This window comes from Dactylosporangium vinaceum, from assembly GCF_019904175.1.
Lineage (GTDB): Bacteria > Actinomycetota > Actinomycetes > Mycobacteriales > Micromonosporaceae > Dactylosporangium > Dactylosporangium vinaceum.
Genome location: NZ_CP061913.1, coordinates 567,447 through 593,789, shown reverse-complemented (window position 1 = coordinate 593,789; position 26,343 = coordinate 567,447). Strand labels below are relative to the sequence as shown.

The following is a 26,343-nucleotide window of genomic DNA, read 5'->3' as shown; positions in this document are numbered from 1 at the left end:
CCCGGCGGTCGGGCCGGATGAGCCCGCGACGACCAGCCTCAGGTAGTTGCCCACCAGAGGACTGCACCGTCCCGACCTTGGCACTCACGGGTTGCGAGTGCCAAGTCCTTGTTTAGCACTCTGGCCGGTCGAGTGCAAGCAAACGGGAGGGCTGCGCCAGGTGATCTGGGAGGGTGCCCGCAGACACCCCGCCGGCCCGACACCGTCGGGTGCGCTCTCGTCTCACCCGCAGCCGCGCACGTCACCCGCGGGTGCGCACGCGCGGGCGCGACGGGTCACGACGGGCACGACGGGATGCGGTGGGTGCGCCCCGGCGGCCTGGCGCGAGGGAGCACCGGCACAGAAGGGCGCGCAGGAGAGGCGCGTGGCGGCGAGTGGGGCCCGAGGGGGTGGCGTTGCGGGCAGCGGCGGGGCCCGCGAATGCGTTGAATCGCATTGTGATCCACTAACCCCAATAAAACGGGCATTACATGGGGCGGGCAACAAATGCGCGCAGGGCACCGCTCCTCGTCAATGAGGACGGTGCCCCGGCGGGTTGTTTGAGGAGCTGGGTTCAGGCAAGCAGACGTACCTGCTCGGCTTGCGGACCCTTCTGACCCTGCGCGATCTCGAACTCGACGCGCTGACCATCCTCCAGCGACTTGTAGCCGTCCATCTCAATCGCGGAGAAGTGGACGAACACGTCCTGCCCCCCGTCGACCGCGATGAAGCCATAGCCCTTCTCGCTGTTGAACCACTTGACGGTGCCCTGTGCCACGGTGCACTTCCTCTACTTCGGTCCTGCTGCTTCCTCGGCTGGCTGTGGGGACCAGCTCGGGTCTTCGCGCACAACCGCCGGTTCCGGGGGTGGCCCCGACGAAGGAACGATGACCGAACCGCACGGTACAGGAGTAACCCGACTGCCGACAGGCACAAATCGGACAGCAAGGTCACGAATCAAACAGCTGTAAAAGGTCGCCGAGCATGCCTTCTCCGCAATTTTTTGTTGCAGATGCAAGCATCGCCCGGCGACTACGTGTTAGTAACTTTCGCGCCTAGACGTGGCGGCGTGACTGGACAACACGGAAACGGCTCGCGACGTACGCACCGTCGGTGAGCGCGGCATTGGCGGCCGGATTGGCGCCGCTGGCGTGGAAGTCGGAAAACGCGGCCGACTGGTTCACGAAGACGCCGCCGGTCAGGTTGACTGACAAATGCACACCGGCAAGCAGAGCGGCCTCTTCCATGGCGTCGAGGACGTCCGGCGAAGTCGAATAGACCGAGGCGGTCAATGCGCCCTTGCGGCCGACGGTGTCGCTGAAGATCCGCAAACTGCTCTGCGTGGAATCGGTGGCGACAACGAAGGAAATGGGTCCGAACCACTCCGTGCCATACGTCTGCTCGTCACCGGCACCGAGTTTCCGGATGAGTGGTGTACGCACAGTCGCGGTGGCATAAGCCGGGTGTGAAACGTCTGAGGATTCGAGCACCGCATCACCGACGGAAGCGGCTTTCTGGAGCCTTTCCAGAACTCCGTCGTTCACGATTGCGCCGGTCAGTTCAACGCCCTTCGCAGGGTCGGCCGTGAGCGCGCGCACGGCCCCGGCAATGCCCTCGGCGACGTCGTCGATGCTCTTGTGACCCTCGTTCGTCGCGATGCCGGCGGCGGGCACGAGAATGTTCTGCGGAGTGGTGCACATCTGCCCGGAGTACAGGACCAAGGAGAAACCGATGTTGCGGCACATTCCGGCGAAGTCGTCGGTCGAGTCGACGACCACCGTGTTCACGCCGGCCTTCTCGGTGTAGACGACGGCCTGCCGGGCGTTCGCCTCGAGCCAGTCGCCGAACTCGGTCGAGCCGGTGAAGTCGATGATGCGCACCTCGGGCCGCAGCGCGAGCGTCTTCGCCAGCCCCTCCCCGGGCGCCTCGGCGGCCAGCAGCACGAGGTTGGGGTCGAACCCGGCGTCGGCGAGCGTCTCGCGGGCGATCTTCACGGTGATCGCCAGCGGCAGTACGGCTCCGGGGTGCGGCTTGACGATCACCGGGTTGCCGGTGACGAGCGACGCGAAGAGCCCCGGGTACGAGTTCCAGGTCGGGAACGTGTTGCAGCCGACGACGAGTGCGACGCCCCGCGGTACCACGTGAAAGGTTTTGGTCATTTTGAGGGTCTGGCCCTTGCCGGCCGGCTTCTCCCAGTCGGCGGCGGCCGGCGTGCGGGTCATCTCGCGGTACGCGTAGGCGATCGCCTCCAGCGCCCGGTCGAACGCGTGCGGCGCGCCGGCCTGGAACGCCATCACGAACGCCTGCCCGGTGGTGACGTGCACCGCGTTGGCCAGCTCGAACGCGGCCTTGTGCAGGCGCGCGAGGATCTCCAGACAGACCCCGGCCCGCGTCTGCGGCCCGGCCGCCCGCCAGGTCGGCATCCCTTCGGCAAGCGCGGCAAAAGCAAGATCGAGATCCATCTGGGGGTACCGCACATCGATAGCCGTCCCGAAGGGCGATTTCTCGGTCGCGACCCACCCGGTGATCGCCGGCTGATCCTTGAGCGGGAAGTCGGTGCCGAGGTACGCCCGGTAGGCCGCCTCCCCCTCCGCCGCGGCATGCTCGCCGTAGATCCGCGGACTGGGCGACTCGGGATAGTTTGACCAGTACGCACGCTCAGCGATCGCGGTCAGCGCCCGCTCCAGCGTGTCGGCGTGGCTGGTGAACATGGGGTGTGAGTTCTCCATGGCGCCATCCTGCCACCGCCGAACCGCCCCGCCGACCGTCTGACGACTTCTGGCGACCGGGCAACCACCACCCCGCGCCGCGCGCCCGCGCACATCGCGACCGGACCGCCGGACGGCCGAACCGGGCCGGCCGCCGGACCGGCCCGGGCAGGGGCGGCGGACGCGGCCGGGCTAGGCCGCCGCGGGCAGGGGCCCCTGCCAGTTGGCCCAGTCGTCGCGGAACCGGAACCCCATCGCCTCGTTGATGGCGATCATGTACGGGTTGTCGGCCGCGTTGAAGGTGTCGACAGTGGTCACCGCAGGCTCCGCCGTGCGCAGTGCGCGGAGGTTGGCGATCTTGGCGACCAGGCCCAGGCGGTGGCCGCGGTGGGCCGGGTGGACAAGGGTGATCAGCTGCCAGCAGTGCCAGTCGACAGTGCGGGCGACCCGCATCGCGGTCCAGGCGACGAGGTGCCCGCTCGCCTCGTGGACCAGGCCGGCCTCGTAGCGGCGGGAGCCCCAGGCGTCGAAGGCCCGGTACAGCCGGCGCAGGCGGGCCGCGTCGACCTTCTCCGGCTCGTAGTCGATCTCGCCCATCGGGGTCTCGGCGAGGAAGGAGCTGTCCAGGGCGGCTATGTCCTCGATGTACTCCTCCGGCAGCCGGTTCTGCCACTGCACCAGCCGGTAGCCGGCGGACCTGGTCAGGCCCTCCGCGTACATGGCGTCGAGCGCGGCGTCGTCCACGCCGGCCAGGTCGAGGCGGCGGCGGGCGTCCAGGAGGCCGTTGCGCAGACCGGCGGCGGACGCGAAGCCGCTCGGGCCGTCCGTCGCCGGGCTGAAGCCCAGGACGCTCGTGCGCCCGTCGGCGCGGGCCGCCGTCAGGGCGCGCGTGTACAGCGCGCGGGCGACGCCCTGGCGGCGGGCGTCCGGGCGGACGAACAGGTCGACGTGGGCCTTGTCGAGGTTGTCGAGGAAGGGCAGGTCGAGTTGGACGGCCCCGACGGGCTCGTCGCTGCGCAGCGCCAGGTGGAACGAGCGCTTCAGGCTCGGCGGGGGGACCTCGAACTGCCGCTCGAACTGGTAGCGGCACATCGGCGGCAGCTCGGGCCGGTCCGCCCGCAGGGCCGCGTCGAGTAGGTCGTAGACCGCGCCGACGGCCGCCGGGTCATCGGCGCGCACCTCGGCGATCTCGAGCGTGGTGGGAGACATGTCGCCAGCGTGGCGCCGCGCCGGGAGGGAAGGCAAACCATTTACGGCGGCTGATCAAGAGCGGCCGATGGGTGCCGGAATTGGTCGAGAGGACGCTCGCCAACACCTCCGGTGCTGTGGTCACGAGGCCCAGGGGCCTCGCGGCGACGCGTCCTCCCGCACCGAGCATCCTGAACCTAGGGCAACAGGTCGTCAAGTCCTCGATCCGACGATCCGCGCACCAACGATCACGCTCTGTATCGGTCGACGCCCCGGCCGGGACCAGGCATTCCTCGTCCCGGCCTGGGAGCGCTCTCCGCAGGTGAACGCTGGGTGATCGGGCCGGTCCAAAAAATCATCCGGCCGGGCAAGGTCAACAGTCGCCGCCCCGCCGGTCAGCCGAGCAGGCCGGCCTCGCGCGCCGACTTCAGGGACGGCTTGACGCGGTGCGTCGGGCCCACCCGGTCGGCCACCGCGTCAAGGGTCTTCAGGCCGTCGCCGGTGTTGAACACGACGGTCTCGGCGTTCGGGTCCAGGCGGCCCGACTCGACGAGCTTCTTGAGCACCGCCGTGGTCACGCCGCCGGCCGTCTCGGCGTAGACGCCGGTGGTGCGGGCCAGCAGCTGGATGCCGGCGCGGATCTCGTCGTCGTCGACGTACTCCATCCAGCCCCCGGTCCGGCGCACCGACTCCAGCGCGTAGACGCCGGCCGCCGGGTCGCCGATGTTCAGCGACTTCGCGATGCCCGTCGGCTTGACCGGGATGATGTCGTCGCGCCCGTCGTGCAGGGCCGTGGCGATCGGGTTGCAGCCGGCCGACTGGGCGCCGAAGACCTTCCACTCGCTCGGCGGGACCAGGCCGATCTCGACCAGCTCGGCGAACGCCTTGTCAATCTTGGTCAACAGCTCGCCGCTGGCCATCGGGATGACGACCTGGGCCGGGATGCGCCAGCCGAGCTGCTCGGCGACCTCGTATCCGAGCGTCTTGGAGCCCTCGGCGTAGAACGGGCGGACGTTGACGTTGACGAACGCCGTGTCCTCGAACTCGTCGGTCTCGGTGAGCTCCGAGCACAGCCGGTTGACCTCGTCGTAGGAGCCTTCGATGGCGACCACCTCACCGCCGTACACGGCGGTCATGACGATCTTGCCGGGCTCGAGGTCGGCCGGGATGAACACTGTCGACGGGACCCCGGCCCGGGCGGCGTGCGCGGCCACGGAGTTGGCCAGGTTGCCGGTGGAGGCGCAGGAGTACCGCGTGAAGCCCAGCGCCTTCGCGGCGGTCAGCGCCACCGAGACCACGCGGTCCTTGAACGAGTGCGTGGGGTTGGCCGAGTCGTCCTTGACGTACAGGGGTGCGGTGAACCCCAGCTCCCGGCCGAGCCCGTCGGCCCGTACGAGCGGGGTGAGGCCCGGGTCGAGGGTCACCCGCGTGGCCGGGTCGACGCCGACCGGCAGCAGCGGCGCATACCGCCAGATGTTCTTGGGTCCCGCCTCGATCTGCTCCCGCGTCACCCGGGCCAGCGCCTCGGTGTCGTAGCCGACCTCGAGCGGGCCGAAACACTCGTAACAGGCGTGCTGCGCGGCCAGCGGGAACGTTGCACCACAGCCGCGGCACACGAGGTTGCGGGCGGGAGAGTCGGTGAAGACGCTGAGCGTCGAGGTCATGGCGGAGGCCTTCCTCTCATCTTTCCCAAGCGCGCGGGCGCGCACCGGGACGGATTTGGCACCTACCGCGACGGGCCTCGTCATCGAGCCGTTGCCGCAGGGGTTGCCGGGGCTTCATCGGGCCGTATCCCTCTGCCCCTCTGGATGAGGTATTCAGTTGTGAACGCGCCGTGACGCGTACGACCAGTGTAAGCACCACCACCACCGAGCCGGTATGAGTCATCTCACGAGGTGGGCGGCGCTAGCGTTTCATTCATGCACCACACAGCGGCGGACTGGTTCACGCGGCGCACGACCCGGTGGACCGACTGGCCGGCCGAGGAGGTGCTCGCGGCCAAGGGTGACACCCGTGTCAGCGTGGTGCTCCCGGCCCTCGACGAGGAGCCGACGGTCGGCGAGATCGTGGCCGGGGTCCGGACGCTCGGTCCGCTCGTCGATGAGCTGATCGTCGTGGACTCCGGCTCCGTCGACCGCACCGCCGAGGTGGCCGCGGCCGCGGGCGCCACCGTGCACCACCGCGACGACATCCTCCCGGCCACCGGCTCCCGCCCCGGCAAGGGCGAGGTGCTGTGGAAGGCCCTGGCCGTCACCAAGGGCGACATCCTGGTCTACGTCGACGCCGACCTGACGGACTTCCGCCCCCACTTCGTGACGGGCCTGCTGGGGCCGCTGCTGGCCGACCCGGCGACGCTGATGGTGAAGGCGTTCTACGACCGGCCCCTGCTCGACGTGTCGGCGGCCGGCGGTGGCCGGGTCACCGAGCTGGCCGCCCGGCCGCTGCTCAACGCCTACTTCCCGGAGCTGGCCGGGGTCGTGCAGCCGCTCGCGGGCGAGTACGCGGCCCGGCGCACCCTGTTGGAGACGCTGCCGTTCGCGGCCGGCTACGGGGTCGAGACCGGCCTGCTCATCGACGCCTGGCGCGGGCACGGCCTCGACGCGGTCGCGCAGGTCGACCTGGGCCAGCGCACCCACGGTCACCAGGACACGGCCGCCCTCGGCCGGATGGCGGCCACGATCCTGCAGACCATCAACGCCCGCGTCGAGCCGCGCCACTCCCTCTGGCCGACGCTGACGCAGTTCGAGCGCCATGATTCGGCGGTGGTACCGCGCGAGACGCCCGTCGCGCACCCGGACCGCCCTCCGATGCGCACGATCCCCGGCTACTCCTCCTGAGCGGGCACGAACCGCCACAGGTCCGCGACCGACGCCCCGGCCCCCGCCACCGCCAGCAGCAGCGCGCCCCACTCGGCGGCGAGCAGCCAGCCCGGCGTCTCGACGACGGCCACCGGGGCGTCGCCGGTGAACGAGCCGACGACCACCACCACCGTGACCAGCAGCATCAGCACCAGCAGCAGGACCGTGACGAGCCGGAGCACCCACAACCCGGCCCGGCCGCCGAGCCGGGCCAGCAGCGCACCGCCGGCGGCCACCGCGGCGCCGAACGCGCTGGCGATCGCCCCGACGAGCGTGAAGATCTTCGCGGTCTGCGCCTCCACCGGCCCCTTCGTCAGGTTGGAGCTCTGCGCGAAGTGGGTCCACTCATAGACGTGGGCCTGGTCGTAGTACAGCCCCGCCGCGAGAGCGGCGAGACCGACGGCCAGAACGCATGCGCCGGACAGGGCGGAGATCCGCATGAGCGGGCACCCTACCCGGCGGTAGGGGGCCCGCCAAGATCGGTCAGCTGACGACGTCCTTGCGCAGGAATCGCCACCAGGCGAGGGAGAAGAACACGGTCGCGTACACCAGTGCGGCGATCACGCCCTTGACCAGGTCGTCGGTCTGCATCGGATTCGAGAGCAGCCCCAGCCACGCGTCGGCGTAGTGCGTCGGCAGGACCGTGCGCAGGTTTCCGAGCGCGGTGATCTGGTCGAGGATGTTGGACAGGATCTGCAGCAGCACCGCCCCGCCGACCGCACCGAGCGGCGCGTCGGTCGACACCGACAGCAGGAACGCGAGCGAGGCGACGACGAGCAGGGTGATGCACAGGTACCCGACGATCTCGGCCAGCCGCACCAGGCTCGTCCCGGCCGGGATCTCGCCGCCGATCGGTGCGCTCAGCGGCGACCAGCCGTAGCGCAGCGTCCCCGCGACGAGCGCCGTGAGCACCAGCGTGAGGACCGCGGCCAGGCTGTAGAGCAGCGACACGGCGAGCTTGATGGCCAGCAGGCGGGAGCGCGGCACGGGCATGGCGAGGAGGTACCGCAGGCTCCCCCAGCTCGCCTCGGACGCCACGGTGTCGCCGTGGAACAGCGCGACCACGACGACGAGCAGGAAGCCCGCGGAGACCAGCAGGGTGAACAGGGTGAAGTTCGGCCCGCCGCTCGTCGCCAGGTCGGAGAGGCGGGAGAACTCGCCGCCCCCGCCGCCGTTGTCCCCGTTGTCGTTGCCGGTGTCGAGCTGGAACGCGATCAGGATGATGATCGGCAGCAGCACCATGAAGGCCAGGGCCATCTGGGTGCGCCGCCGCGACCCCTGCCGCAGGATCTCCGTCCACAGCGACAGCGTGGCGCCGGGCCGATACCCGGCAGCGCCCCCGACGATCTCGGCGTCCGGTGACGTTGACGTGGACGTGCTCATGACCGCTCCCCGCTCGCCTTGGTGTCCCCGCCCACCAGGGACAGGAACGCGTCCTCCAGCCGCCGCCGCGGCGTGACCCGGTCGATGCCGACCCCGGCCCGCACCAGCGCCGCCACCACCTCGGCCCGCGGCGTGCCGTCGATGTCGACGACCAGACCCTTCCCGCCGGACCAGCTCACCGAGCGCACCCCGTCGAGCTCCTCGAGCACCTTCTCCGCGGCGTCCACATCGGACACGTCGAGCTGGACCGATGGCGAGTCGCCGACGATGTCGTCGACCGGGCCGGCCGCGACGACCTCGCCCTTGTGCATGACGACGACGTCGGTGCAGGTCTGCTCGACCTCGGCCAGGAGGTGGCTGGAGACCAGGACGGCGCGCCCTCCGGTGGCGTAGCGGCGCAGCACCTTGCGCATCTCCGCGATCTGCGGCGGGTCGAGCCCGTCGGTCGGCTCGTCGAGCACGAGCAGTTCGGGGAGCCCGAGCATCGCCTGGGCGATGGCGAGCCGCTGGCGCATGCCGTGGCTGTACGTCTTCACGCGCCGGTGCACCGCGGTGCCGAGGCCGGCGATGTCGTACGCCTCCTCGAAGTGCGCATCCGCCCGCGGCCGGCCGGTCGCCCGCCAGTACAGCTCCAGGTTCTGCGCGCCGGTGAGGTGCGGCAGGAAGCCGGGCCCCTCGACGAGCGCGCCGACCCGCGACAGCACCGGCGCGCCGGGCAGCAGCCGGTGGCCGAAGACGAGAATCTCGCCGGACGTGGGCCGGGTCAGACCCATGAGCACCCGCAGCGATGTGGTCTTCCCGGCCCCGTTCGGACCGAGCAGGCCGACGACCTGCCCCCGGCTCACGGTGAAGTCCACTTTCGACACTGCGACGAAGTTTTTGTACTCCTTCCGCAGCCCTCGCACCACCAGCGGCATGTCGACCAGGTCGGTGGCCACGCTGCGATCGATGCGCCGGGCGCGCCCGCGGGCCACGAGCACCGCGACGATGAGCCCGATGACGATGAGTGCGATGAGGCCGGCGAGGACGTATCGCCAGACGACATCCGGATTGGCGATCGGCGCGCCGGCGATGGCGGGCATGGTGATCGCCCCGTCGACGGCGACGGTGTAGACGGCCGGGTCGGACGGCGACCAGTACGCGGTGTCGGCCGTCGCGATGGTGACGCGGACCGCGCTGCCGGCCTCGAAGCGGTGGACGACGGCGGGGAGGATGACGGTCATGGGTACCGCATCCGCAATGTTCTTCGGCAGGCCCGTCAGCCGGATCGGCGCGATGAGCCCGTCGGGGATCGTCGGTGAGCCGTTGGCCGGCACGTCGTAGAGCTTCACGAACAGCGTGGCCTCGCCGGTGGGGGACGCCACGCGGATCTGGACCCGCGGGGAGCCGGCCACGTCGAGGGTGGCGCCGAGCGGCTCGGAGACGAAGTCGGCGTGCTGGCCCGGAATCTCCTGGGACAGTCCGCCGGCCAGGCCGCTGGAGCCGAGCAGCCCCGACAGCCCGGCGGCCAGCGGCAGTGACGAGATCGCGGCCGGGTTGCCGTCCGGCGGGTTGGCGATCGGCTGGGCCGGGCCACGCAGGCCGACGGCCGGGCCGGAGGTGTTCAGGCCCGGGTAGCTGTCCACTTTGGACGCGGCGGTGACCAGGCCGCGGCCCTGGGCGTTGAGGCCGGAGACGCGGGAGTAGGTGAAGCTGTTCGCGGGCGCGGCGCCGTTGCCCTTGAGGTAGTGATCGAGCCACTGGCCGGTGAGCAGCCGCAGCCGGTCGACCTCGGACTGCGGGCCCGTCCCGCCGTCGTGGCCGCCGGTGAACCAGGCGACCCGGACCGGGGTGCCGTTCGCCGCGATGCCGCGGGCGTTGGCGTCGCCCTCGCTCAGCGGGAACAGCGTGTCGACCTGGCCCTGGATCAGCAGCGTCGGCGCCTTGATGCGGTCGAGCACCGCGGACGGCGACGACTTGCGCAGCAGCGCCTCGGCGGCCGGGGTCGCCTTGCCGGTCGTGGCGATGTCGAGGTAGGCCCGGCACAGGTCCGCGGCGAAGCGGCCGCACTGCGGGCTGGCCGGGTTTTCGGTCGCGCCGAAGAACTGCCCGGCCCACTGCTTCTTGAACACCCCGCCCGGCAGGAACGAGTTGACCAGGTCGTTCCAGGTGATCATCGGCACGATCGCGTCGACCCGGGCGTCCTGGGCGGCCAGCAGCAGCGAGAGCGCCCCACCGTAGGAGCCGCCGACCGCCGCCACCTTGGGGTCCGTGCCGTTCCGGGCGATGTCGGCCCGGCCGGCCAGCCAGTCGATCAGCCGCTGGGCGTCCTTGACCTCCCAGTCCGGGCTGTCCAGGTGGATCTCGCCGGTCGAGCGGCCGAAGCCCTGCGCGGTCCAGGCGAGGACCGCGTAGCCCTGCTCGGCGTAGAGCCGGGCGTCGCTGTCGACGCTCTGCTTCGTGCCGCCGAACCCGTGGGCGAGCAGGATCGCCGGCACCGGGCTCGACGCGCTGGCCGACTTGGGCAGGTAGAGCGTCGTGTCGAGGGTGACCTCGGCCGCGTCGTCCGGCCCGGTCTTGACCGGGAGCATCTGCTCGGTGGTGCGGTAGCTCTTGGGCGTGGGCGCGGCGGCCCACCCGATGAGCCCCGCGACCAGCACGAACCCGACAGCGCCGGCGATGATCTGGCGCCGGCTGAGCCTGGGCAGGCGAATCCGCATTGACCAAACGTACGCACATGATGTTGCGAGTTGCGTAAAGACTCAGGCCCTTCACAGCAACGGCTACGCTCGAACGCGTGTCGGCGACCTTGACGCTCACTGCCAGCCTCCGCCCGGCGGCGCTCGACGCCCGCCGCGGCGTCGTTCGCCTGCACCGGGAGGTCCTCACCGCGCTGGGCCTGAGCCCGGGCGACCCGGTCACGATCACCGGGCGCCGCACGTCGGCCGGGATCGCCGCCGTGGCCGAGCCCGGGGCCAGCCGCGCCCTCCTCTACGCCGACGACCTGCTGCTGGGCAACCTCGGCCTGCGCGACGGCGGGCAGGTCACCGTGTCCGCCGCCCCGTTGCGCGCGGCGGCGGCCGTCACCCTGGCCGGCCCGGCCGAGATCATGGCGGTCGTGTCGCCGGAGATGCTGCGGCTGGCACTGCTCGGCAAGGTCGTCACGGTCGGCGACAACGTGTCCCTGTTGCCGCAGGACGTGTCGCTGGGGGCGATGTCGGTTTCGGCACCGGCGGTACACATGGTGGATCGGGGTCTTGTCGAAGCGGCCCGCCGGAGCCTCTCGAACACCGTCGGGTATGCGTTCACCAGCGCCCTGCTCACCGTCGTCGCGGCCGAGCCCGACGCGGGCGCCCTGGTGACCATGGACACCGCCGTCGGCTGGCAGCACGGCCAGGCCACCCACGCCCCCGGCGGCGTGATGGCCACCGCCACCGCGGCCCCGGCACCGACCGCCACCGTGACTGCGGCGGTCACGCTCGACGACCTCCCCGGCCTGCGCAGCCAGGCCGAGCAGCTGATCGAGCTGCTCGATCTCGGCTTCCACCACGGCGAGGTGCTGGCCAAGCTCGGCACCACCGTGTCGCTCGGCATGCTGATCACCGGGCCGGCCGGCTCGGGCAAGTCGGCGCTCGTGCACGCCGTCGCCGGCGAGGTCGAGGCCCAGGTGGTGGCCCTGTGGGCACCCGAGATCGCCGCGCTGGCCAACAACGACGCCGCCGCGCGGCTGCGCAAGGCGGCGGACGAGATGCGCGCACCGGGCCCGGCCATTCTGCTCATCTCCGACGTCGACGCCCTGGCGCCGCGCGACCAGCCCGGCCCGCTGTCCACGGTCTTCCGCCAGCTGCTCGCCGAGCTGATCCGCGAGGGCGAGGCGGTCGTGTGCACCACCAGCCGCCCGGAGTCCGTCGACCCCGCCCTGCACTCCCCCGACCTGCTGGCCCACGAGATCTCCCTACCCCTGCCCGACGCCGCCCTGCGCCGCGAGCAGCTGACGGTCCTCACCCGTGGCATGCCGCTGGCCGACGACGTGAAGCTCGACGACGTCGCCGCCCGCACCCCCGGCTTCGTCGCCGCCGACCTCGCCGCTCTGGCCCGGGAGGCGGGTGTCCGCGCGGCGCTTCGCCATCGCCGCGAAGCCGAGACGCCCCGGGTCGTGATGGCCGACTTCGACGCCGCGCTGGAGGTGGTCCGGCCGACGTCGATGGCCGAGAGCTCACTCGAGCTGGCCAAGGTCACCCTCGACGACGTCGGGGACATGGTCGACGTGAAGCAGACGCTCACCGAGTCGGTGCTGTGGCCGCTGTCGTACCCCGACGCGTTCTCCCGCCTCGGCGTCGACCCGCCACGCGGCGTGCTGCTCTACGGCCCGCCCGGCTGCGGCAAGACGTTCCTGGTCAAGGCGATCGCCGGCACCGGCAAGGCCAACGTCCTGTCGGTGAAGGGCGCGGAGCTGCTGTCGAAGTGGGTGGGCGAGTCCGAGCGGGCCGTCCGCGAGCTGTTCCGCCGGGCCCGCGAGGCCGCACCCACCCTGGTCTTCCTCGACGAGGTCGACGCCCTGGCCCCGACCCGCGGCCAGGCCACCGACGGCGGCACCACCGACCGCGTGGTCGCCGCCCTGCTGACCGAGCTCGACGGCGTGGAGTCCCTGCGCAACGTGGTGGTCATCGGCGCCACGAACCGCCCCGACCTGGTCGACCCGGCGCTGCTGCGCCCGGGCCGCCTGGAGCGCCTGGTGTTCGTACCCCCGCCGGACGCCGCCGCCCGCGCCGAGATCCTCCGCACCGCCTCCAAGTCGGTCCCCCTGGCCGCCGACGTCGACCTGCCCGCCCTGGCCGGGTCGCTGGAGCGCTTCTCGGCCGCCGACTGCGCGGCCCTGATCCGGGAGTCGGCCCTGGCCGCGATGCGCGAGTCGCTCGACGCCACCGAGGTGACAGCGGCGCACGTCGAGCTGGCCCGTTCGCGCGTGCGGCCCTCCCTCGACCCGACGCAGGTCGAGTGGCTGGCGAACTACGCGGAGCAGCAGAAGGCACGCTGAGCGTCTCCGGCTGCACGTTCGGCTCGCTCGCCCGCACTACTCCAGTGACTCGCCGCGCGGCGCGGCGGGATTTGGAGGGCTGGCATGTCCGGGCACCGCGACTGGAGCTGGGTCATCGGGCTGATCCCGGAAAAAAGCTCGGCCGGGACTGCACGGCGGGCGGGGCGGGGCGTACTAATCAGGTGAGGCTGCGCGAGCCGGCTTGACGGTCCGGGCAGTGACCCCGCGTGTGCCCTTGGCGGCCGGCTTCGGCCTTCGGCCGCTTTGGAGACATTCGGGGGCCAGGACCTAGGGAGGAGTCCATTCTGATGAAGACGGTCGCGCACGTTCCCCGAACGACGAGGAGCAGTGCATGTCGCCAAAGACCGACGCCGACGAGTTCGCCGAGTTCTACGGAGCCACCTATGAGCGCCTGATCGCGTTCCTGCTGCGCAGCGGCAGCAGCCGCCCCGACGCCGACGACTTCGCCCAGGAGGCGATGCTCAGCCTCCTCAAGGTGTGGCCGAGCGCGACGAACCGGACGGCCTACGTGTACAAGGCCGCGATCCGCACCCTCATCACGGAGCGTTCCCGGCGCCGGCGCGACCTGGCACTGGTGGTGAAGATGGCGAAGCTGCGCACGTTCGCCGCACCGGAGCCGCAGACCGAGGTCCGTGAGGTCCTCCAGGCCCTGCGGACCCTGAAACCCGAACAGCGGCTGGTCATGGCGCTGACGGTCGACGGCTTCCGCCCGACCGAGATCGCGGCGCTGACCGCCCGGAGCCCGGCAACGGTGCGGTCGAATCTGCGGCTGGCCCGCGAGAACCTGGTCAGGAAGCTCGTCAAGACGGTCGAGTAGGGCTCCGGTCTGTCGCGGCGCCGGTCTGCCACGGCGCCGGCCGGGCGGTGGTGCTGCGTCTGTGCTGCCGTGTGCCGCACGCTGTGCCTGCCCCGGCTGCGTGCGGCGAGTGATCGGCCCGGCCCAGGTCCGGCACGAGGCAGCGCATTCCGAGCGGTTTTCGTGGAACGGATCAGAGGGGTGGGGACTCGAAGGAGCGGGGGGCGGGGGGAGATGAGCGAGGCCGGTCCACCACGGGGGGACCGGCCTCGCTCGTGCTGCTGCAGTGTCGTGCCGGTGCTCTGTCAGCCCGCGATGCCGCTGAAGAAGGGCAGGACGCCCTGGGCGACGCCGCCGACGACCGGCAGGCCCGTGACCACGGGGAGGGCCTCGGTCTGGGAGTGGCGGGGAGCGTAGGCGGCCGACTCGGCGTGGCGGGGGGCGTACGCGGCCGACTCCGTGACCAGCGGGAGGTTGCTGGCGGCCTGCGGGAGGGCGCCGGTGGTCGGGACCAGGCGGTTGGCGACAGCCGTGGTGCTCACGCCGGGGGTCGGGCCGACGCCGCCGATCACCGGGACGCCGGTGACCGAGTCGCTCTTCAGGACGTCGCTGCCGCCCAGCGGGAGGGCGTCGCCGACGACCGGGAGGCCGCCGGCCTCGGTGGCACCGCGGCCCGCGCCCGGGAGGCCGCCGCCGACCGGGAGGCCGACGTTGTCGACCGGGTTCAGGTTGCCGCGGACGGGGAGGCCGCCGCCGCGCAGGAGCGGGAGACCGCCGACGACCGGCAGCCCGCCGACCATCGGGAGGGCCTCGGTCTGGGCCTTCCTGGCCTTGCGCGGGGACGGCTTCTGCACCGACGGGAACGCGGTGGAGGTGTCGGCGATCGAGGTCGTCTGGAGCGCGTCGGTGCCCGGGAGGCCCGCGCCGGGCAGGCCGAGCTGCGACAGGTCGGTCAGGCCGCCGACGAGCGGGAGCGTGGACAGGGAGCTCTCGGTGTTCGCCAGCGACGGGGCCTGGCCGGCGACCGGCAGGGCGCTGCTCGCGACCGCGTCGGTCGGGAGGGCCGGGAGGTTCGGCAGGCGGCTCGACGTGGTGCGGGGCAGGCCCAGGCTGTCGGTCGGCACCAGGCTCGAGACCGGCAGGCCCTGGAGCATGTTCGGGACGGCCCGGCGGTTGACGCGGTTCGTGGTGAACGACGTCGACGTCGTGCGCTGGTTGCCGGCGGCCGTCGACTCGGTGCTGGTGTCGATCCGGTCGCTGTGCGCCTGCAGCTGCAGAGACTGGTTGTTCGGGCCACCGGTGGGCGAGAACAGGTCGTCCAGCGCACCGGGCGCCAGCGCGGTGTCATCGGCGTGCGCGGCGCCGGCACCGAGCAGCAACATGCCGCCCGCGATACCGACGGTCCCAACCGTCCGGCGAAGCCAGGTGTTCACGGACGAAGACGTTGTCTCCGGCTTGGTGCCGCTTGACCTCATGTCTCGAAAACCCATCTGGTCGACAATGCGATTCGCCGGGACCAACGAGGTCGCGGGCCTTCGGAAACTGCTGATCTTCGTTACGATCGGCCCGTGACGTCCGAGTCGTGGCTGATGAGGCGGCTGCGGGGCAACCTTCCACGCGTTCAGGCGATCACCCGTCCGTGGGCGATCGCGCCGGCCGGTGAGGGCGAGCGGCACGTGGTGCACGCTCCGGCGAAGCGGGTCGTGGTGTGCGGCGACGACCCGATCGCGCATCGGGTGATCTCCGAGCTGATCGTGCAGTACGGCGTGCACGTCACCGCGATCCTGCCCAGCCGCCAGCGCCGGCACGGGCCCGACATCGCCAGGCTGCTCGCCGAGCACGGCGGCCGGGTCATCGAGGCGGAGCGGCCGGACACCGAGGCTTTCGAGCGGGCCGAGCTGGCCGGAGCCGACGCCCTGGCGCTGCTCAAGCAGGACGACATCGGCAATCTCGACGCCGCACTGCAGGCGCAGGAGCTCAACCCCAGCATCCGGCTGGTCGTGCGCATGTTCAACCTCCGCCTCGGCAACAGCGTGCGGCGCAACTTCGCCGACGTCCGCGTGCTCTCCGACGCCCAGATGGCCGCGCCGGCGTTCGTGTCCGAGGCCCTGGGCGAGGTCGCGCCGGTGCACGTCCGGGTGGCGCAGCGCACGCTGTTCGTGGCCCGCCGCGCCGAGGTGCGGCCGGAGGACGTGGTCTGCAGCCTGGCCCGCACCGGCGACGAGGGCGACGACGAGTCGGCCGAGCTGCTCCCGGCGCGGGACGCGAACCTGGTCCTGGCGGTGGCCAGCGGCGAGCGCGCGGCCACGGTCGTCACCCGCGACGAGCGGACCGAGCGCAGCACCGCGGCCCGCGAGAGCCGGCTGCGCCGCTGGTGGCGCCGGCAGCTGCACAGCCCGCTGCAGACGCTGCGCAGCCTGGTCAGCCGCAAGCTCTGGCTGACCGCGCTGGTGCTGCTGGCGATGCTCGCGGCCGGCACCGCGGTCATCGCCCATTACAAGCACATCAGCTGGTGGAACGCCGCATACGTGACGCTGCTGGCCGAGCTCACCGGGGCCAGCCCCGACCTCGAGTCGCACTGGCCGGAGAAGCTCGTCACCACCCTGCTGGGCCTGGTCAACGTGGCGCTGATCCCGGTCATCACGGCCGCGGTCGTCGAGGCGGTGGTCAACGCCCGGCTCGCGCTGGCGCTTGGCCGGCTGCGCGAGCCGGTGTCGAACCACGTCGTCGTGGTCGGGCTCGGCAACGTCGGCACCCGGGTCATGCACTCGTTCGTGGACCTGGGCGTGCCGGTCGTGGTGATCGACCGCAACGAGAACGCCCGCGGGGCGCAGGCCGCCCGCACGCGCGGGGTGCCGTTCATCGTCGGTGACGCGAGCAATGTCGAGACGCTGCGGGCCGCGTCCGTCGACACCTGCCGGGCCCTCGTCGTGGTCTCCACCGACGACCAGGCAAATCTCGAAGCGGCGCTGGAGAGCCGCGCGCTGAACCCGGGCCTGCGGGTGGTGCTGCGCCTCTTCGACGGCCGATTCGCGGATCGGGTGCAGCGGGCGTTCGGGATCACCGCTTCGCGCAGCGTGTCGTACCTCGCCGCGCCCGCCTTCGCCGCCGCCCTCCTGGAGCGCGAGGTCATCGGCACGATCCCGGTCGGCCGCCGGGTGCTGCTGCTGGCCGAGGTGCCGGTCTGCGGCGGCTCCGAGCTCGACGGCCGCCCGGTCGCCGCGGCCCAGGACGTGGGCGAGGTCCGGGTGCTCGCGGTCGCCACCGATGGGGAGCGCCAGACGGTGTGGGCGCCGCCGGAGTCGTACGTGCTGCGGGCCGACGACCTGCTCACCGTCGTGACGACCCGGGTCGGCCTCGGCAACCTGCTCGCCCAGACCGGCGGCACCGTCGACGGCCGCCCGACCGTCTAGCGACCCGGGCCTGGCCTGGGGACTCGGCCGGCGCGTCCGGACCGGGGGCACCGTCGAAGGGCGCTCGACGACCGGCGGCACGGACCAGCTTCGGCGGCCGCCCGGGCCAGATGGCGGTGGCGGCGGACGCTCTGCCCTGAGCGCTGCGGACCGGCGACGGGCGGACGGTCGGTAGCGACCCGGGCAAAAAGCATCAACCGTATGGATCGGACCACCGGGACGGTTGATGGATCACGGCGAGAATCCGATCCCTTGCGTGGGCATGCGTCGTTGAATGGGCAGGATCGCCCGATTTACCCCTACCTTCGGCGGGCGTTCCTTCTGCTTTTGCGAACCCATGGAAGGACGCGCTCATGCGGCGTAGGTCGTTGCTGGTGGCCGGGGTCTGTGCCCTGCTCGGAATCACCGGGGCGGGGGTCGCCATGGCGTCCTCCGACTCGGCGCAGCCGTCGAAAGGGCCGGCCAGTGCGCCGAAGCTGCGGCTGTTCCACGACGTGTCGGGGCTCCAGGAGCCGGGCGGGCAGCCGACCGGCGTACTCGAGTCCGTGGCGGGCGGGAGCATCGAGCGGGCGGCCAGCCGGACGTTCACCTACGCCGGGGCCGACTACGTGAAGGTGCACTTCTCGCGGCTCGCGCTCGACGACGCCGACAAGGTCGTCGTGAGCGATGCGGGCGGTTCGGAGCATTACGAGTACACCCGAAAAGATCTTGAAGGTAGTGACAACTGGACCATGTCGGTCTCCGGGGACCGCGCGGTCGTGCGGGTCGTGAAGGCGGGCGACGACGTCTTCGGGATCAGGTCGAAGCTGGCGAGCATGGGCGTGACTGTCGACCGGATCGCGCGGGGGCAGACGGCGGCGGAGCGGGCCAAGACGGAGGCGGATCGCCGGGCGCAGCTGGCGGCGGCGCCGCACGAGGAGAGCATCTGCGGGCGGACCAACGAGACCGAGAACGCGGCCTGCTACAAGTCGTCGGACCCGGTGGCCTACGCGAACGCCAAGCCCGTGGCCCGGCTGCTCATCAACGGCGTCGAGCTGTGCACGGCGTGGCGCGTCGGCACGCAGAACCGGATGCTGACCAACCACCACTGCTTCACCACGACCCGGGAGGCCAAGAGCACCGAGGTCTGGTTCAACTACGAGTGTGCGCAGTGCAGCGGCGGTGCCACGCTGCGTCCGACGAAGGTCATGGGTGACCAGGTGCTCGCGACCGACGACATCCTCGACTACACGCTGTTCAGCGTGAAGAACTTCGCGCAGATCCAGCAGTTCGGCTACCTGGAGATCGACGACCGGGCGCCGGTGCGGGGCGAGGAGCTGTACATCCCGCAGCACCCGCGGGGCGCCCCGACCGTGATCACCACCGAGGACAGCACCGAGCGCAGCGGCAACTGCGCGGTGAGCAACCCGACCTACGACGGCTACGCCACCGGCACCGACATGTCCTACTACTGCGACACCGACGGCGGCTCGTCCGGCTCGCCGGTGATCTCGCGGCGGACGAACAAGGTCATCGCGCTGCACCACTTCGGCGGCTGCCCCAACTCGGGGGTGCGGATCGACCGGATCGCCGAGCAGCTGCGCTCCCTCATGTAGTCGATACATCTGGAGAATGTGTGCAGAAAGGGCCCGGGCGACCGGGCCCTTTCGCGCGTTCGGGTACCGTTGCCACTCGTGCGCCTGCAGTTACGACCCGTCCGGCCCGCCGGCTGGTGGCTCGACGCGCTGCTGCTCGCCGGGTTCGCCACCATCACGATCCTGCTGGCCGCGAAGACCTCGCTGCTGCACCTCGACACCGGCGTGCGCGACTTCGCCGACGCGCACCGGCCGTACTGGTTCTACATCGTGCTGCGCATCGGCAACCTGCTCGGCCAGGGCGGGGGTGTGCTGACGCCGATGGTCGCGATCGCCGCCTTCTTCATGAGCCGGGCCCGGCACACGATCCGGCCGTTTCTGCCGCTGATCGGGGCGGAGCTGATCACGTACCTCACCATCGGGCCGATCAAGCTGTGGACCGACCGCACCGCGCCCAGCAACCACGTGCTCAGCCGCCCCGAGGAGCTCTTCCGGATCGACTCCGGGATGTCGTACCCGTCCGGGCACGTCATCAACACGATCGTCTTCTACGGCGTGCTGGCCAGCATGCTCGCCGGCGTGCTGCGCCCCGGATACGTGCTCGCGCTGCGGATCGTGGTGCCGCTGATCGTGCTGTTCACGACGACCTACCTGAGCTTTCACTGGTTCACCGACGGCCTGAGCGGGCTGCTGGTCGGCGTGGTGCTCGACCGGGTCCTGCAGCGGGTGCCGTGGGACGACATCCCGCTGCCGCGGCGCTTCGGCGACTGGACCGGCCCGTTCTACGACACCCAGGTGCCCGCGCGCATGACGCGCTGAACGTTCAGGTCCGCGTCCAGCAGCACCAGGTCGGCCCGCGCCCCCACCCGGAGCTCGCCGACATCGTGGCGCCCGATCGCCGCGGCCGGGGTGCCGGAGGCCATCCGCGAGGCGGCGACGAGCGACGCGCCGGCGCCGACGGCCCGGCGGAAGGCCGCGTCCATGGTGAGCGTGCTGCCGGCGATCGAGCCGTCGCGGGTCAGCCGGGCCACGCCGCCGGCCACGTCGACGCCCTGGCCGCCCAGGTCGTAGCGGCCGTCGGGCATGCCGGCCGCGGCCATGGCGTCGGTGATCAGGGCGGCTCGGGCCGGGCCGGTGACCGAGGTCGCGAAGGCCAGGGTGCCGTCGTGCAGGTGGATGCCGTCGGCGACGAACTCACAGACCACGCCGGCCGCGCCGAGCAGCGCGAAGACGGGGCCGGGCCGGCGGTGGTGGGGCGGGGCCATGCCGTTGAACACGTGCGTGCCGACTGTCGCGCCGGCCGCGACGCCGGCCAGTGTCTGCTCGTAGGTGGCGTCGGTGTGCCCGATCGCGGCGACGACCCCGCGCTCGACGAGCAGCCGGATCGCGTCGAGGGCGCCCGGCAGCTCGGGTGCGACCGTCACCAGGCGGACGGCGCCGTCGCCGGCGTCGATGAGCGCGCCGAGCTCGGCGAGGTCGGGGTGGCGCAGGTGGGCCGGGTTCTGGGCGCCGCAGCGGGCCTGGGAGAGGTACGGGCCCTCGAAGTGGATGCCGGCCAGCACTCCCTCGGCCGCCAGCGGGGCGAACGCCTTGGTGGCACCCATCATCAGCTCGGGCGGGGAGGTGACGAGGCTGGCCAGCATGGTGGTGGTGCCGTGCTGGAGGTGGTACCCCGCCGCCTTGCGCGCCTCCTCGGGGTCGCCTGTCGTGAAGGTCGCCCCGCCGCCGCCGTGCACGTGGATGTCGACGAAGCCCGGGAGTACGAACGCCGCGGTCCCGGTCGGCCGGTCGCCCGCTCCGACCTCGGCGATCCGCTCGCCTTCGACGCGCACGAAGCCGTTGTCGATGACACGGTCGCCCGCGACGACCTTGAGCCCGGGCACCAGCGTCATGAGTCGTTCCCCTTTGCATGCAGGTTGTCGAGCGCGATGAGCGCCGCGCCCAGGCAGCCGGCCTCGTCGCCGAGCGCGGCCCGGGTGATCTCCGGTTCGCGGTGGAATGTCACACGCGCGTGCACGCCCTCACGCAGCGGCGCGAGCAGCGCCTCTCCGGCCTCGGCCAGGCCGCCACCGAGCACGACCACCGCCGGGTCGAACAGCGCCATGCCGGTCAGCAGCCCGTCCGCGAGCGCGTCGATGGTCTCCCGCCACACCTCGGCGGCGACGGGGTCACCCGCGGTGGCGAGGCGCACCACCTCCTCGGCGGTGGCGGGGCGACCGGCCTGCTCGGAGTATCGCCGGCCGACAGCAGACGCCGAGGCGATCGCCTCCAGGCAGCCCCGCTGGCCGCAGCCGCACTCGGGCCCGCCCGGGCGCACCACGATGTGGCCGATCTCGCCGCCGGCACCGTGCGCGCCGGTGTACACCTGGCCGTGCACGACGTTCGCCGCCGCGATCCCGGTGCCGATCGGGATGACGAGCACGTAGTCACGCCCCCGGCCCGCGCCGAGCCGCGCTTCGGCCAGGCCGCCCGCACGCACGTCGTGCCCGAGCGCCGCGGGCAGGCCGAGGCGTTCTTCCAGAAGAGCCTGCAGTGGTACGTCCCGGAAGCCGACGTTCGCCGCCCACACCGCGACACCGTTGACCTCGTCGATGACCCCCGGCACCACCAGCCCGGCGCCGACCGGCTCCAGACCCTTGGCCCGCGCGGTCGCGGCCAGGCCCTCGGCGATGTCCAGGATGTCGGCGATCACGGCCGCGCCGCCGCGCTCGGCCCCGGTCGGGTGGCGCTCGGCGTGCTGGACCGTGTGGCGCTCGTCGCCGTCCGCGCCGACCAGTGCGCACTTGATCCCGGTACCCCCGACATCGAGGGCGATCACGGTCTGCGTCATGTGGCGGCTCAACCCTCTTATTGGCAACAAACCTTCCGGTTGCGGCATCATCGCGCACGCCCGGCGGGCCTCGCAACCATCACCCGTTTCTACTTCGCGCAATGGCCTTTGCGTTTACCCATTGTTTCGCGCATTATTGTGCACACATCTCGCACCGTACGCGCAGAGAGGGGTCGCGTGGACCGTTACGCGCGCTGGAACGCGCTCCTCGAGATCCTCACCGACAGCGGCCGGATCAGCGTGGAGGACGCGGCCGAGCGACTCGACGTGTCCCAGGCCACGATCCGCCGCGACTTCGACCAGTTGGCGCAGCAGCAGATGATCACCCGTACCCGCGGCGGGGCGGTCGCCAACGGGGTGTCCTACGACCTGCCGCTACGGTACAAGACGGCCAAGCACGCCCCGGAGAAGCAGCGCATCGGCGCCGCCGCGGCCGCCCTGGTCTCGCCCGGCATGGTGGTGGCCCTGAACGGCGGCACCACGACGACCGAGGTGGCCCGCGCCCTGGCCGTCCGCCCGGAACTGACCGGCGGCGTGGACGACGCCCAGCTCACGGTGGTCACGAACGCGCTGAACATCGCCAACGAGCTCCTGGTCCGCTCCCGCATGAAGATCGTCGTCACCGGCGGCGTCGTCCGCCCCCAGTCGTTCGAACTCGTCGGCCCGCTGGGCGGCAACATCCTGCGCGACGTCACACTCGACATCGCCCTGCTGGGCGTGGACGCGCTTGACGTAACCCTGGGCGCGGCCGCCCACCACGAGGGCGAGGCCGCAATGAACAGCCTGATGGTCGCCCGCGCCCGCCGCGTCGTCATCATCGCGGACAGCTCGAAGCTGGGCGGCCACGCATTCGCCCGCATCTGCCCGATCGACCGCATCGACACGCTTGTCACCGACTCGAACGCCACCCAGACAACCCTCGACGCCTTCCAAGAAGCCGGCGTCAACATCGTCACCGCCTAGAGGCCCCCCACCGCCAGCCTCAACACACGCCCAAGCACGCCGCATACCCAGGCGCGGAACGCGACGTCCCCAAGAAGCGCATCCCGGCTGGCCGCCACATCGGCAAGAGCCGGCTGGCACATCGACAGGGCTGGCCGGCACCGGGTGAGCGCTTGTCACAGCGTTGCGCGAGGGCGATCAACGACGTCAGCCGTTAGGGTGGTTGACGATGAAGCGCGACGACCTCGCCGCCGCCCGCGTCCCGGCGCAGCCCTCCACAGAGGACGTCGACGACGCGCTCGATGACGACTTCGAGCAGGCGCCGGCCGCCGATCTCGCGGCCGCCGAGGAGCCGGCCGAGCTCGACGAGCGCGGCAGGAAGATCCTGGCCTTCGAGAAGCAGTGGTGGCGGCAGGCCGGGGCCAAGGAGCAGGCCATCCGGGACACCTTCGGCTTCAGCACGACCCGCTACTACCAGCTGCTCAACGCGCTCCTGGACGATCCGCTGGCGCTGGCCCACGACCCGATCGTGGTCCAGCGTCTGCGCCGGCTGCGGGCATCACGCGCCCGCCGCCGCTGATCGGGCGAGTCACGGCAGCGGTGCGTACGTCAGCTCCCCGGCCTCGATCCGCGTGGTCAACCGGTTCTCGTACGGCGCCAGCGGACACGCCCACTTGTCGTCGTATGCGCACGACGGGTTGTACGCATAGTTGAAGTCGAGACGCACCTGGCCGTTGAGCAGCACCTCGACGCCGCGGCCGTGGGTGCCCTTGACGGTGTCGGTCAGGTAGCGGCCGGCCCCGTACGTCTCGTGCCCGCTGGTCCCGTCGCGGAACGGCAGGAAAAGTCCACCGCCGTACGCATCGAGCCAGAAGAGCGTCAGCTGGCCCCAGGGCGTTGCCAAAATCCCTGCGCGTTGGTACCGCAACACCCCGTCAGGACCACCGGTGGCGATCTCGAGCTCGCCGTCGGCCGGGGTCAGCGGGACTGTCGCGACGAACTCGCTCGACGGCGGGAAGTACCGCAGCGGCCCCGGCGCGGCCGACTGGGAGTGGGTGGCGAACAGGTCGTCGCGGCGGGCCCGGAACCCCGCCAGGTCCTCGTCGGAGAGGTACATGGCGGCGACCCGGGCCCGGTAGTCGGCGAGCGCAAGATGATCCACGCCCCGACGCTACCGCCGCAGCGGCGCGCCGGCCTCATGCAGGTGGCGAAGCGCCTGGACGTAGGAGCCCACCAAGGTCGCCGACCGGTACGGGACGCCGATCTCCGCGCAGTACTGCTCCACGATCGGCTGGGCCTTGCGCAGGTTCGGCGCGGGCATGCTCGGGAACAGGTGGTGCTCGATCTGCAGGTTCAGGCCGCCGAGGGCGGCGTCGAGCCAGCGGCCACCGCGCACGTTGCGGGAGGTCAGCACCTGCTTGCGGAGGAAGTCCAGTTCGTCGGCGGCCGTGAGCATCGGCATGCCCTTGTGGTTCGGCGCGAACGTCATCCCCAGGTACAGCCCGAACACGCACTGGTGGATCAGGATGAACCCGATCGCCGGCAGCGGCGGCAGGATCAGGAAGACGGCCGCCAGATAGCCCACGACGTGGCCCCACAGCAGCACCGACTCCAGGCCGCGGCGCTTGACCGTCGGCAGCGCGCGCAGGCTCGAGACGTGCAGGTTGAAGCCCTCGAGGAGCAGCAGCGGGAAGAACAGCAGCGCCTGGTGCCCGCCGATCAACCGGGCCGGCCCCTTGGCCTGCTCGGCCTGCCGCGTCGACCACACGATGATGTCGGGCGCGACGTCCGGGTCGTGGTCCTCGTGGTTGGGGTTGGCGTGGTGGCGGGTGTGCTTGTTCATCCACCAGCCGTAGCTCATGCCCATCATCAGGTTGCCGGCGACCATGCCGAGCCCCTCCGACAGGCGGCGGCCGCGGAAGATCTGCTTGTGCGCGAGGTCGTGGGCGACCAGGGCGACCTGCGCGAACGCGACACCGAGCAGCACGCCGAACCACAGGCTGTGGGTGAGCGCGAGCCCGGTCCAGGCGGCGGCGTAGAGGGCGAAGACCAGGGTGAGGCGGACGGTGTAGTACCACGGCCGCCGATCGAGCAGCCCGGCCGCGCGAATTCGTTGGGTAAGGACGGCAAAGTCGGTTGTGCGTTCCGCTTGCGCCAGCGCTGTCATGCGCTAAGCGTTCCGGGGAAGGGCGTCCGGATCGAACCGGTCAGCACCTGGATCACTGGTGGTGCTGCCCCTACCTTAGGGCCACATTCCCGGTGTCGGGCGGCCGCGCTGCGGACCGGAGCGCCGGAGCCTAGGCTTGGGCGGGTGCCAGTGCTCATCGGCTCCTACGCAGACCAGTACTCCACCTACGACGACGACTTCAAGCCGCTCGTGCCCCCGGTGCAGACGCCCGCGCCCAGCTTTCTGGCCGTCGGGCCCGGCGGTGTGCGGTACGCCGTCGCCGAACTCGACGAGGGCCAGGTCTCGGCCTTCACGCCGGGCGGCGAGCTGATCAACACGCTCCCCACCGGCGGCAGCTCCCCGTGCCACCTCGCGGTCGCCGACGGCCGGCTGTTCGTGGCCAACTACGCCAGCGGCAGCATCACCGCGTTCGCGCTGCGCCCGGACGGGGGCCTGGACGGCCGGACCGACCTCGCCCAGCACGCCGGCGCGAGCATCGTCGCCGACCGCCAGGAGGGCCCGCACGCCCACCAGGTGACGGTCCGCGGCACCGTGCTGCACGCCGTCGACCTGGGGATGGACGCGATCGTGCACTACCGCGTCACGCCCGAGGGCGGCCTGGAGCACCTGCGCACCACGACGGTCCAGCCGCTCGGGACCGGCCCCCGGCACCTCGTGTTCCACCCGGACGGCCGCGTGTTCGTCGCCAACGAGCTGGCGTCGACCGTCTCGACGTACACCTCGGGATTCGAGCTTCTGGACGTCAAACCCTCTTGCCTGGTCCAGCCGGTCGGCGACAACCTGCCGAGCGAGCTGGCCCTGTCCGCCGACGGCCGCCACCTCTACGTGGCCAACCGCGGCAACGACACGATCACCACCTTCGCCGTCGAGAGCGGCGGCCTCCTGCCGATCGACGAGGTCAGCACCGGCGGCACCTGGCCCCGCCACTTCACGGTCCTTCAGGGCGCCCTCTGCGTGGCCAACCAGCATTCGAACACGGTGGCGCTGCTGGAACTGGACAGCGATTCGGGGGTACCGCACCCCGCCCGCGTCGTCCTGGAGCACCCGTCACCGACAGCAGTGGTCCCCGTCGCTCTCTGAGCACCGGGGGATCCCTCGGATGAGGCGGCGCTGAGCTCTTGCTGAACCCGCGTTCAGTGCCGCACCATCGATGCATGGGTGAGCTGGTGGTGCTGCCCAAATCGGGCGACATTTTCGACGACCGCCGCGGCGGCGACCGCACCATGCGGGTCACGTGCCATCCGCAGCAGGGCACGGTGGTCGTGTCACTGTGGGTGGACCGGATCTGCCGCGCGTCGTTCCAGCTCGCGGACACCGACCTTCCGCGCCTGCAGGAAGCCTTGGCCGGCATGCAGTTCGACGCCGCGTCCGACGCCGCACCACCGGCGGACAAGCTCTCCGACACGGCCTGAGCACCGAACACTCCGGCCATCGCGCGGCCGATGC

The 26,343-nt window shown here is 71.6% G+C and carries 22 protein-coding genes and 1 riboswitch; of the genes, 10 read left to right on the top strand and 12 right to left on the bottom strand.

Annotated features, from left to right (window positions below):
* Positions 1 to 553: 553 nt before the first annotated feature.
* From Dvina_RS02740 to thrC, 4 genes are all read right to left on the bottom strand, one after another.
* Positions 554 to 757 carry a cold-shock protein gene (locus Dvina_RS02740; protein ID WP_223100800.1) on the bottom strand — a complete coding sequence of 68 codons (204 nt, stop codon included), beginning with the start codon at positions 755 to 757 and terminating at the stop codon, positions 554 to 556.
* A gap of 277 nt (positions 758 to 1,034) precedes the next feature.
* Positions 1,035 to 2,708: a phenylacetic acid degradation protein PaaN gene (gene paaN / locus Dvina_RS02735; RefSeq protein WP_246655981.1), complete on the bottom strand. Its 1,674-nt coding sequence runs from the start codon at positions 2,706 to 2,708 to the stop codon at positions 1,035 to 1,037.
* A 171-nt stretch (positions 2,709 to 2,879) separates the two neighbouring features.
* Positions 2,880 to 3,896: a GNAT family N-acetyltransferase gene (locus Dvina_RS02730; RefSeq protein WP_223100799.1), complete on the bottom strand. Its 1,017-nt coding sequence runs from the start codon at positions 3,894 to 3,896 to the stop codon at positions 2,880 to 2,882.
* Between the two features lie 374 nt (positions 3,897 to 4,270).
* Entirely contained in the window at positions 4,271 to 5,539 is a 1,269-nt protein-coding gene (thrC, locus tag Dvina_RS02725; RefSeq protein WP_223100798.1) for a threonine synthase, read from the bottom strand.
* A gap of 13 nt (positions 5,540 to 5,552) precedes the next feature.
* A riboswitch (SAM riboswitch) is annotated at positions 5,553 to 5,690 on the bottom strand.
* A gap of 104 nt (positions 5,691 to 5,794) precedes the next feature.
* Here thrC and Dvina_RS02720 point away from each other — a divergent pair.
* A complete protein-coding gene (locus Dvina_RS02720) occupies positions 5,795 to 6,712 on the top strand; it encodes a glucosyl-3-phosphoglycerate synthase (protein ID WP_223100797.1) in 918 nt (305 codons plus the stop codon).
* Here Dvina_RS02720 and Dvina_RS02715 read toward each other — a convergent pair.
* From Dvina_RS02715 to Dvina_RS02705, 3 genes are read right to left on the bottom strand one after another with little or no spacing between them, the layout of a single operon-like run.
* Positions 6,700 to 7,173 carry a hypothetical protein gene (locus Dvina_RS02715; RefSeq protein WP_223100796.1) on the bottom strand — a complete coding sequence of 158 codons (474 nt, stop codon included), beginning with the start codon at positions 7,171 to 7,173 and terminating at the stop codon, positions 6,700 to 6,702. The two genes, Dvina_RS02720 and Dvina_RS02715, sit on opposite strands and share 13 nt — an antisense overlap.
* A 43-nt stretch (positions 7,174 to 7,216) precedes the next feature.
* A complete protein-coding gene (locus tag Dvina_RS02710) occupies positions 7,217 to 8,116 on the bottom strand; it encodes an ABC transporter permease (protein ID WP_223100795.1) in 900 nt (299 codons plus the stop codon).
* Positions 8,113 to 10,815, bottom strand: coding sequence for an alpha/beta fold hydrolase (locus tag Dvina_RS02705; protein ID WP_223100794.1), 2,703 nt, complete (start codon positions 10,813 to 10,815; stop codon positions 8,113 to 8,115). Before Dvina_RS02705 ends, Dvina_RS02710 begins: the two co-directional genes overlap by 4 nt.
* Before the next feature lie 77 nt (positions 10,816 to 10,892).
* On the opposite strand from Dvina_RS02705, the gene Dvina_RS02700 reads away from it, so the two are divergent.
* Together Dvina_RS02700 and Dvina_RS02695 are read left to right on the top strand one after the other, a co-directional pair.
* On the top strand, positions 10,893 to 13,133 hold the full coding sequence (locus Dvina_RS02700) for an AAA family ATPase (RefSeq protein WP_223100793.1): 2,241 nt from the start codon (positions 10,893 to 10,895) through the stop codon (positions 13,131 to 13,133).
* A 352-nt stretch (positions 13,134 to 13,485) separates the two neighbouring features.
* Entirely contained in the window at positions 13,486 to 13,971 is a 486-nt protein-coding gene (locus Dvina_RS02695) for an RNA polymerase sigma factor (protein ID WP_223100792.1), read from the top strand.
* 284 nt (positions 13,972 to 14,255) lie between these two features.
* Here Dvina_RS02695 and Dvina_RS02690 read toward each other — a convergent pair whose 3' ends face one another.
* On the bottom strand, positions 14,256 to 15,332 hold the full coding sequence (locus Dvina_RS02690) for a hypothetical protein (protein WP_223100791.1): 1,077 nt from the start codon (positions 15,330 to 15,332) through the stop codon (positions 14,256 to 14,258).
* 186 nt (positions 15,333 to 15,518) lie between these two features.
* Here Dvina_RS02690 and Dvina_RS02685 point away from each other — a divergent pair, with 186 nt between their 5' ends.
* The 3 genes from Dvina_RS02685 to Dvina_RS02675 all read left to right on the top strand — a co-directional run bounded on the left by Dvina_RS02685 (position 15,519) and on the right by Dvina_RS02675 (position 19,756).
* Positions 15,519 to 17,363: an NAD-binding protein gene (locus tag Dvina_RS02685; RefSeq protein ID WP_246655980.1), complete on the top strand. Its 1,845-nt coding sequence runs from the start codon at positions 15,519 to 15,521 to the stop codon at positions 17,361 to 17,363.
* A gap of 353 nt (positions 17,364 to 17,716) precedes the next feature.
* Positions 17,717 to 18,958 carry a trypsin-like serine peptidase gene (locus tag Dvina_RS02680; protein WP_223100790.1) on the top strand — a complete coding sequence of 414 codons (1,242 nt, stop codon included), beginning with the start codon at positions 17,717 to 17,719 and terminating at the stop codon, positions 18,956 to 18,958.
* Positions 18,959 to 19,036: 78 nt separating this feature from the next.
* Positions 19,037 to 19,756, top strand: a complete 720-nt coding sequence (locus Dvina_RS02675; protein WP_246655979.1) for a phosphatase PAP2 family protein — start codon at positions 19,037 to 19,039, stop codon at positions 19,754 to 19,756.
* On the opposite strand, the gene nagA is transcribed toward Dvina_RS02675, so the two are convergent.
* Both nagA and Dvina_RS02665 read right to left on the bottom strand, forming a co-directional pair.
* The gene (gene nagA / locus Dvina_RS02670; RefSeq protein WP_223100788.1) at positions 19,720 to 20,829 is read right to left on the bottom strand and encodes an N-acetylglucosamine-6-phosphate deacetylase; all 1,110 of its coding nucleotides are present in this window, start codon (positions 20,827 to 20,829) and stop codon (positions 19,720 to 19,722) included. The genes Dvina_RS02675 and nagA overlap by 37 nt on opposite strands.
* Positions 20,826 to 21,767: an ROK family protein gene (locus tag Dvina_RS02665; RefSeq protein ID WP_223100787.1), complete on the bottom strand. Its 942-nt coding sequence runs from the start codon at positions 21,765 to 21,767 to the stop codon at positions 20,826 to 20,828. Before Dvina_RS02665 ends, nagA begins: the two co-directional genes overlap by 4 nt.
* A gap of 177 nt (positions 21,768 to 21,944) precedes the next feature.
* On the opposite strand from Dvina_RS02665, the gene Dvina_RS02660 reads away from it, so the two are divergent.
* Positions 21,945 to 22,730, top strand: a complete 786-nt coding sequence (locus tag Dvina_RS02660; RefSeq protein WP_223100786.1) for a DeoR/GlpR family DNA-binding transcription regulator — start codon at positions 21,945 to 21,947, stop codon at positions 22,728 to 22,730.
* A gap of 208 nt (positions 22,731 to 22,938) precedes the next feature.
* Positions 22,939 to 23,289, top strand: a complete 351-nt coding sequence (locus Dvina_RS02655) for a DUF3263 domain-containing protein (RefSeq protein ID WP_223100785.1) — start codon at positions 22,939 to 22,941, stop codon at positions 23,287 to 23,289.
* Positions 23,290 to 23,298: 9 nt separating this feature from the next.
* On the opposite strand, the gene Dvina_RS02650 is transcribed toward Dvina_RS02655, so the two are convergent.
* Complete coding sequence (locus tag Dvina_RS02650) at positions 23,299 to 23,871, bottom strand: DUF1684 domain-containing protein (protein ID WP_223100784.1); 573 nt, start codon at positions 23,869 to 23,871, stop codon at positions 23,299 to 23,301.
* A gap of 9 nt (positions 23,872 to 23,880) precedes the next feature.
* Positions 23,881 to 24,876, bottom strand: coding sequence for a fatty acid desaturase family protein (locus tag Dvina_RS02645; protein ID WP_223100783.1), 996 nt, complete (start codon positions 24,874 to 24,876; stop codon positions 23,881 to 23,883).
* A 144-nt stretch (positions 24,877 to 25,020) separates the two neighbouring features.
* Between Dvina_RS02645 and Dvina_RS02640 the strand changes: the two genes are divergently transcribed.
* On the top strand, positions 25,021 to 25,977 hold the full coding sequence (locus Dvina_RS02640) for a lactonase family protein (RefSeq protein ID WP_223100782.1): 957 nt from the start codon (positions 25,021 to 25,023) through the stop codon (positions 25,975 to 25,977).
* 74 nt (positions 25,978 to 26,051) lie between these two features.
* Positions 26,052 to 26,309: a hypothetical protein gene (locus Dvina_RS02635; RefSeq protein ID WP_223100781.1), complete on the top strand. Its 258-nt coding sequence runs from the start codon at positions 26,052 to 26,054 to the stop codon at positions 26,307 to 26,309.
* The last annotated feature ends 34 nt before the right edge of the window (positions 26,310 to 26,343 follow it).

Coding starts and splice junctions, on each gene's coding strand:
- Dvina_RS02710 (WP_223100795.1), bottom strand. CDS start 8,116: ATGAGCACGTCCACGTCAACGTCACCGGACGCCGAGATCGTCGGGGGC.
- thrC (WP_223100798.1), bottom strand. CDS start 5,539: ATGACCTCGACGCTCAGCGTCTTCACCGACTCTCCCGCCCGCAACCTC.
- Dvina_RS02720 (WP_223100797.1), top strand. CDS start 5,795: ATGCACCACACAGCGGCGGACTGGTTCACGCGGCGCACGACCCGGTGG.
- Dvina_RS02730 (WP_223100799.1), bottom strand. CDS start 3,896: ATGTCTCCCACCACGCTCGAGATCGCCGAGGTGCGCGCCGATGACCCG.
- Dvina_RS02665 (WP_223100787.1), bottom strand. CDS start 21,767: ATGACGCAGACCGTGATCGCCCTCGATGTCGGGGGTACCGGGATCAAG.
- Dvina_RS02645 (WP_223100783.1), bottom strand. CDS start 24,876: ATGACAGCGCTGGCGCAAGCGGAACGCACAACCGACTTTGCCGTCCTT.
- Dvina_RS02655 (WP_223100785.1), top strand. CDS start 22,939: ATGAAGCGCGACGACCTCGCCGCCGCCCGCGTCCCGGCGCAGCCCTCC.
- Dvina_RS02680 (WP_223100790.1), top strand. CDS start 17,717: ATGCGGCGTAGGTCGTTGCTGGTGGCCGGGGTCTGTGCCCTGCTCGGA.
- Dvina_RS02635 (WP_223100781.1), top strand. CDS start 26,052: ATGGGTGAGCTGGTGGTGCTGCCCAAATCGGGCGACATTTTCGACGAC.
- Dvina_RS02715 (WP_223100796.1), bottom strand. CDS start 7,173: ATGCGGATCTCCGCCCTGTCCGGCGCATGCGTTCTGGCCGTCGGTCTC.
- nagA (WP_223100788.1), bottom strand. CDS start 20,829: ATGACGCTGGTGCCCGGGCTCAAGGTCGTCGCGGGCGACCGTGTCATC.
- Dvina_RS02705 (WP_223100794.1), bottom strand. CDS start 10,815: ATGCGGATTCGCCTGCCCAGGCTCAGCCGGCGCCAGATCATCGCCGGC.
- Dvina_RS02690 (WP_223100791.1), bottom strand. CDS start 15,332: ATGTTGCTGCTCGGTGCCGGCGCCGCGCACGCCGATGACACCGCGCTG.
- Dvina_RS02695 (WP_223100792.1), top strand. CDS start 13,486: ATGTCGCCAAAGACCGACGCCGACGAGTTCGCCGAGTTCTACGGAGCC.
- paaN (WP_246655981.1), bottom strand. CDS start 2,708: ATGGAGAACTCACACCCCATGTTCACCAGCCACGCCGACACGCTGGAG.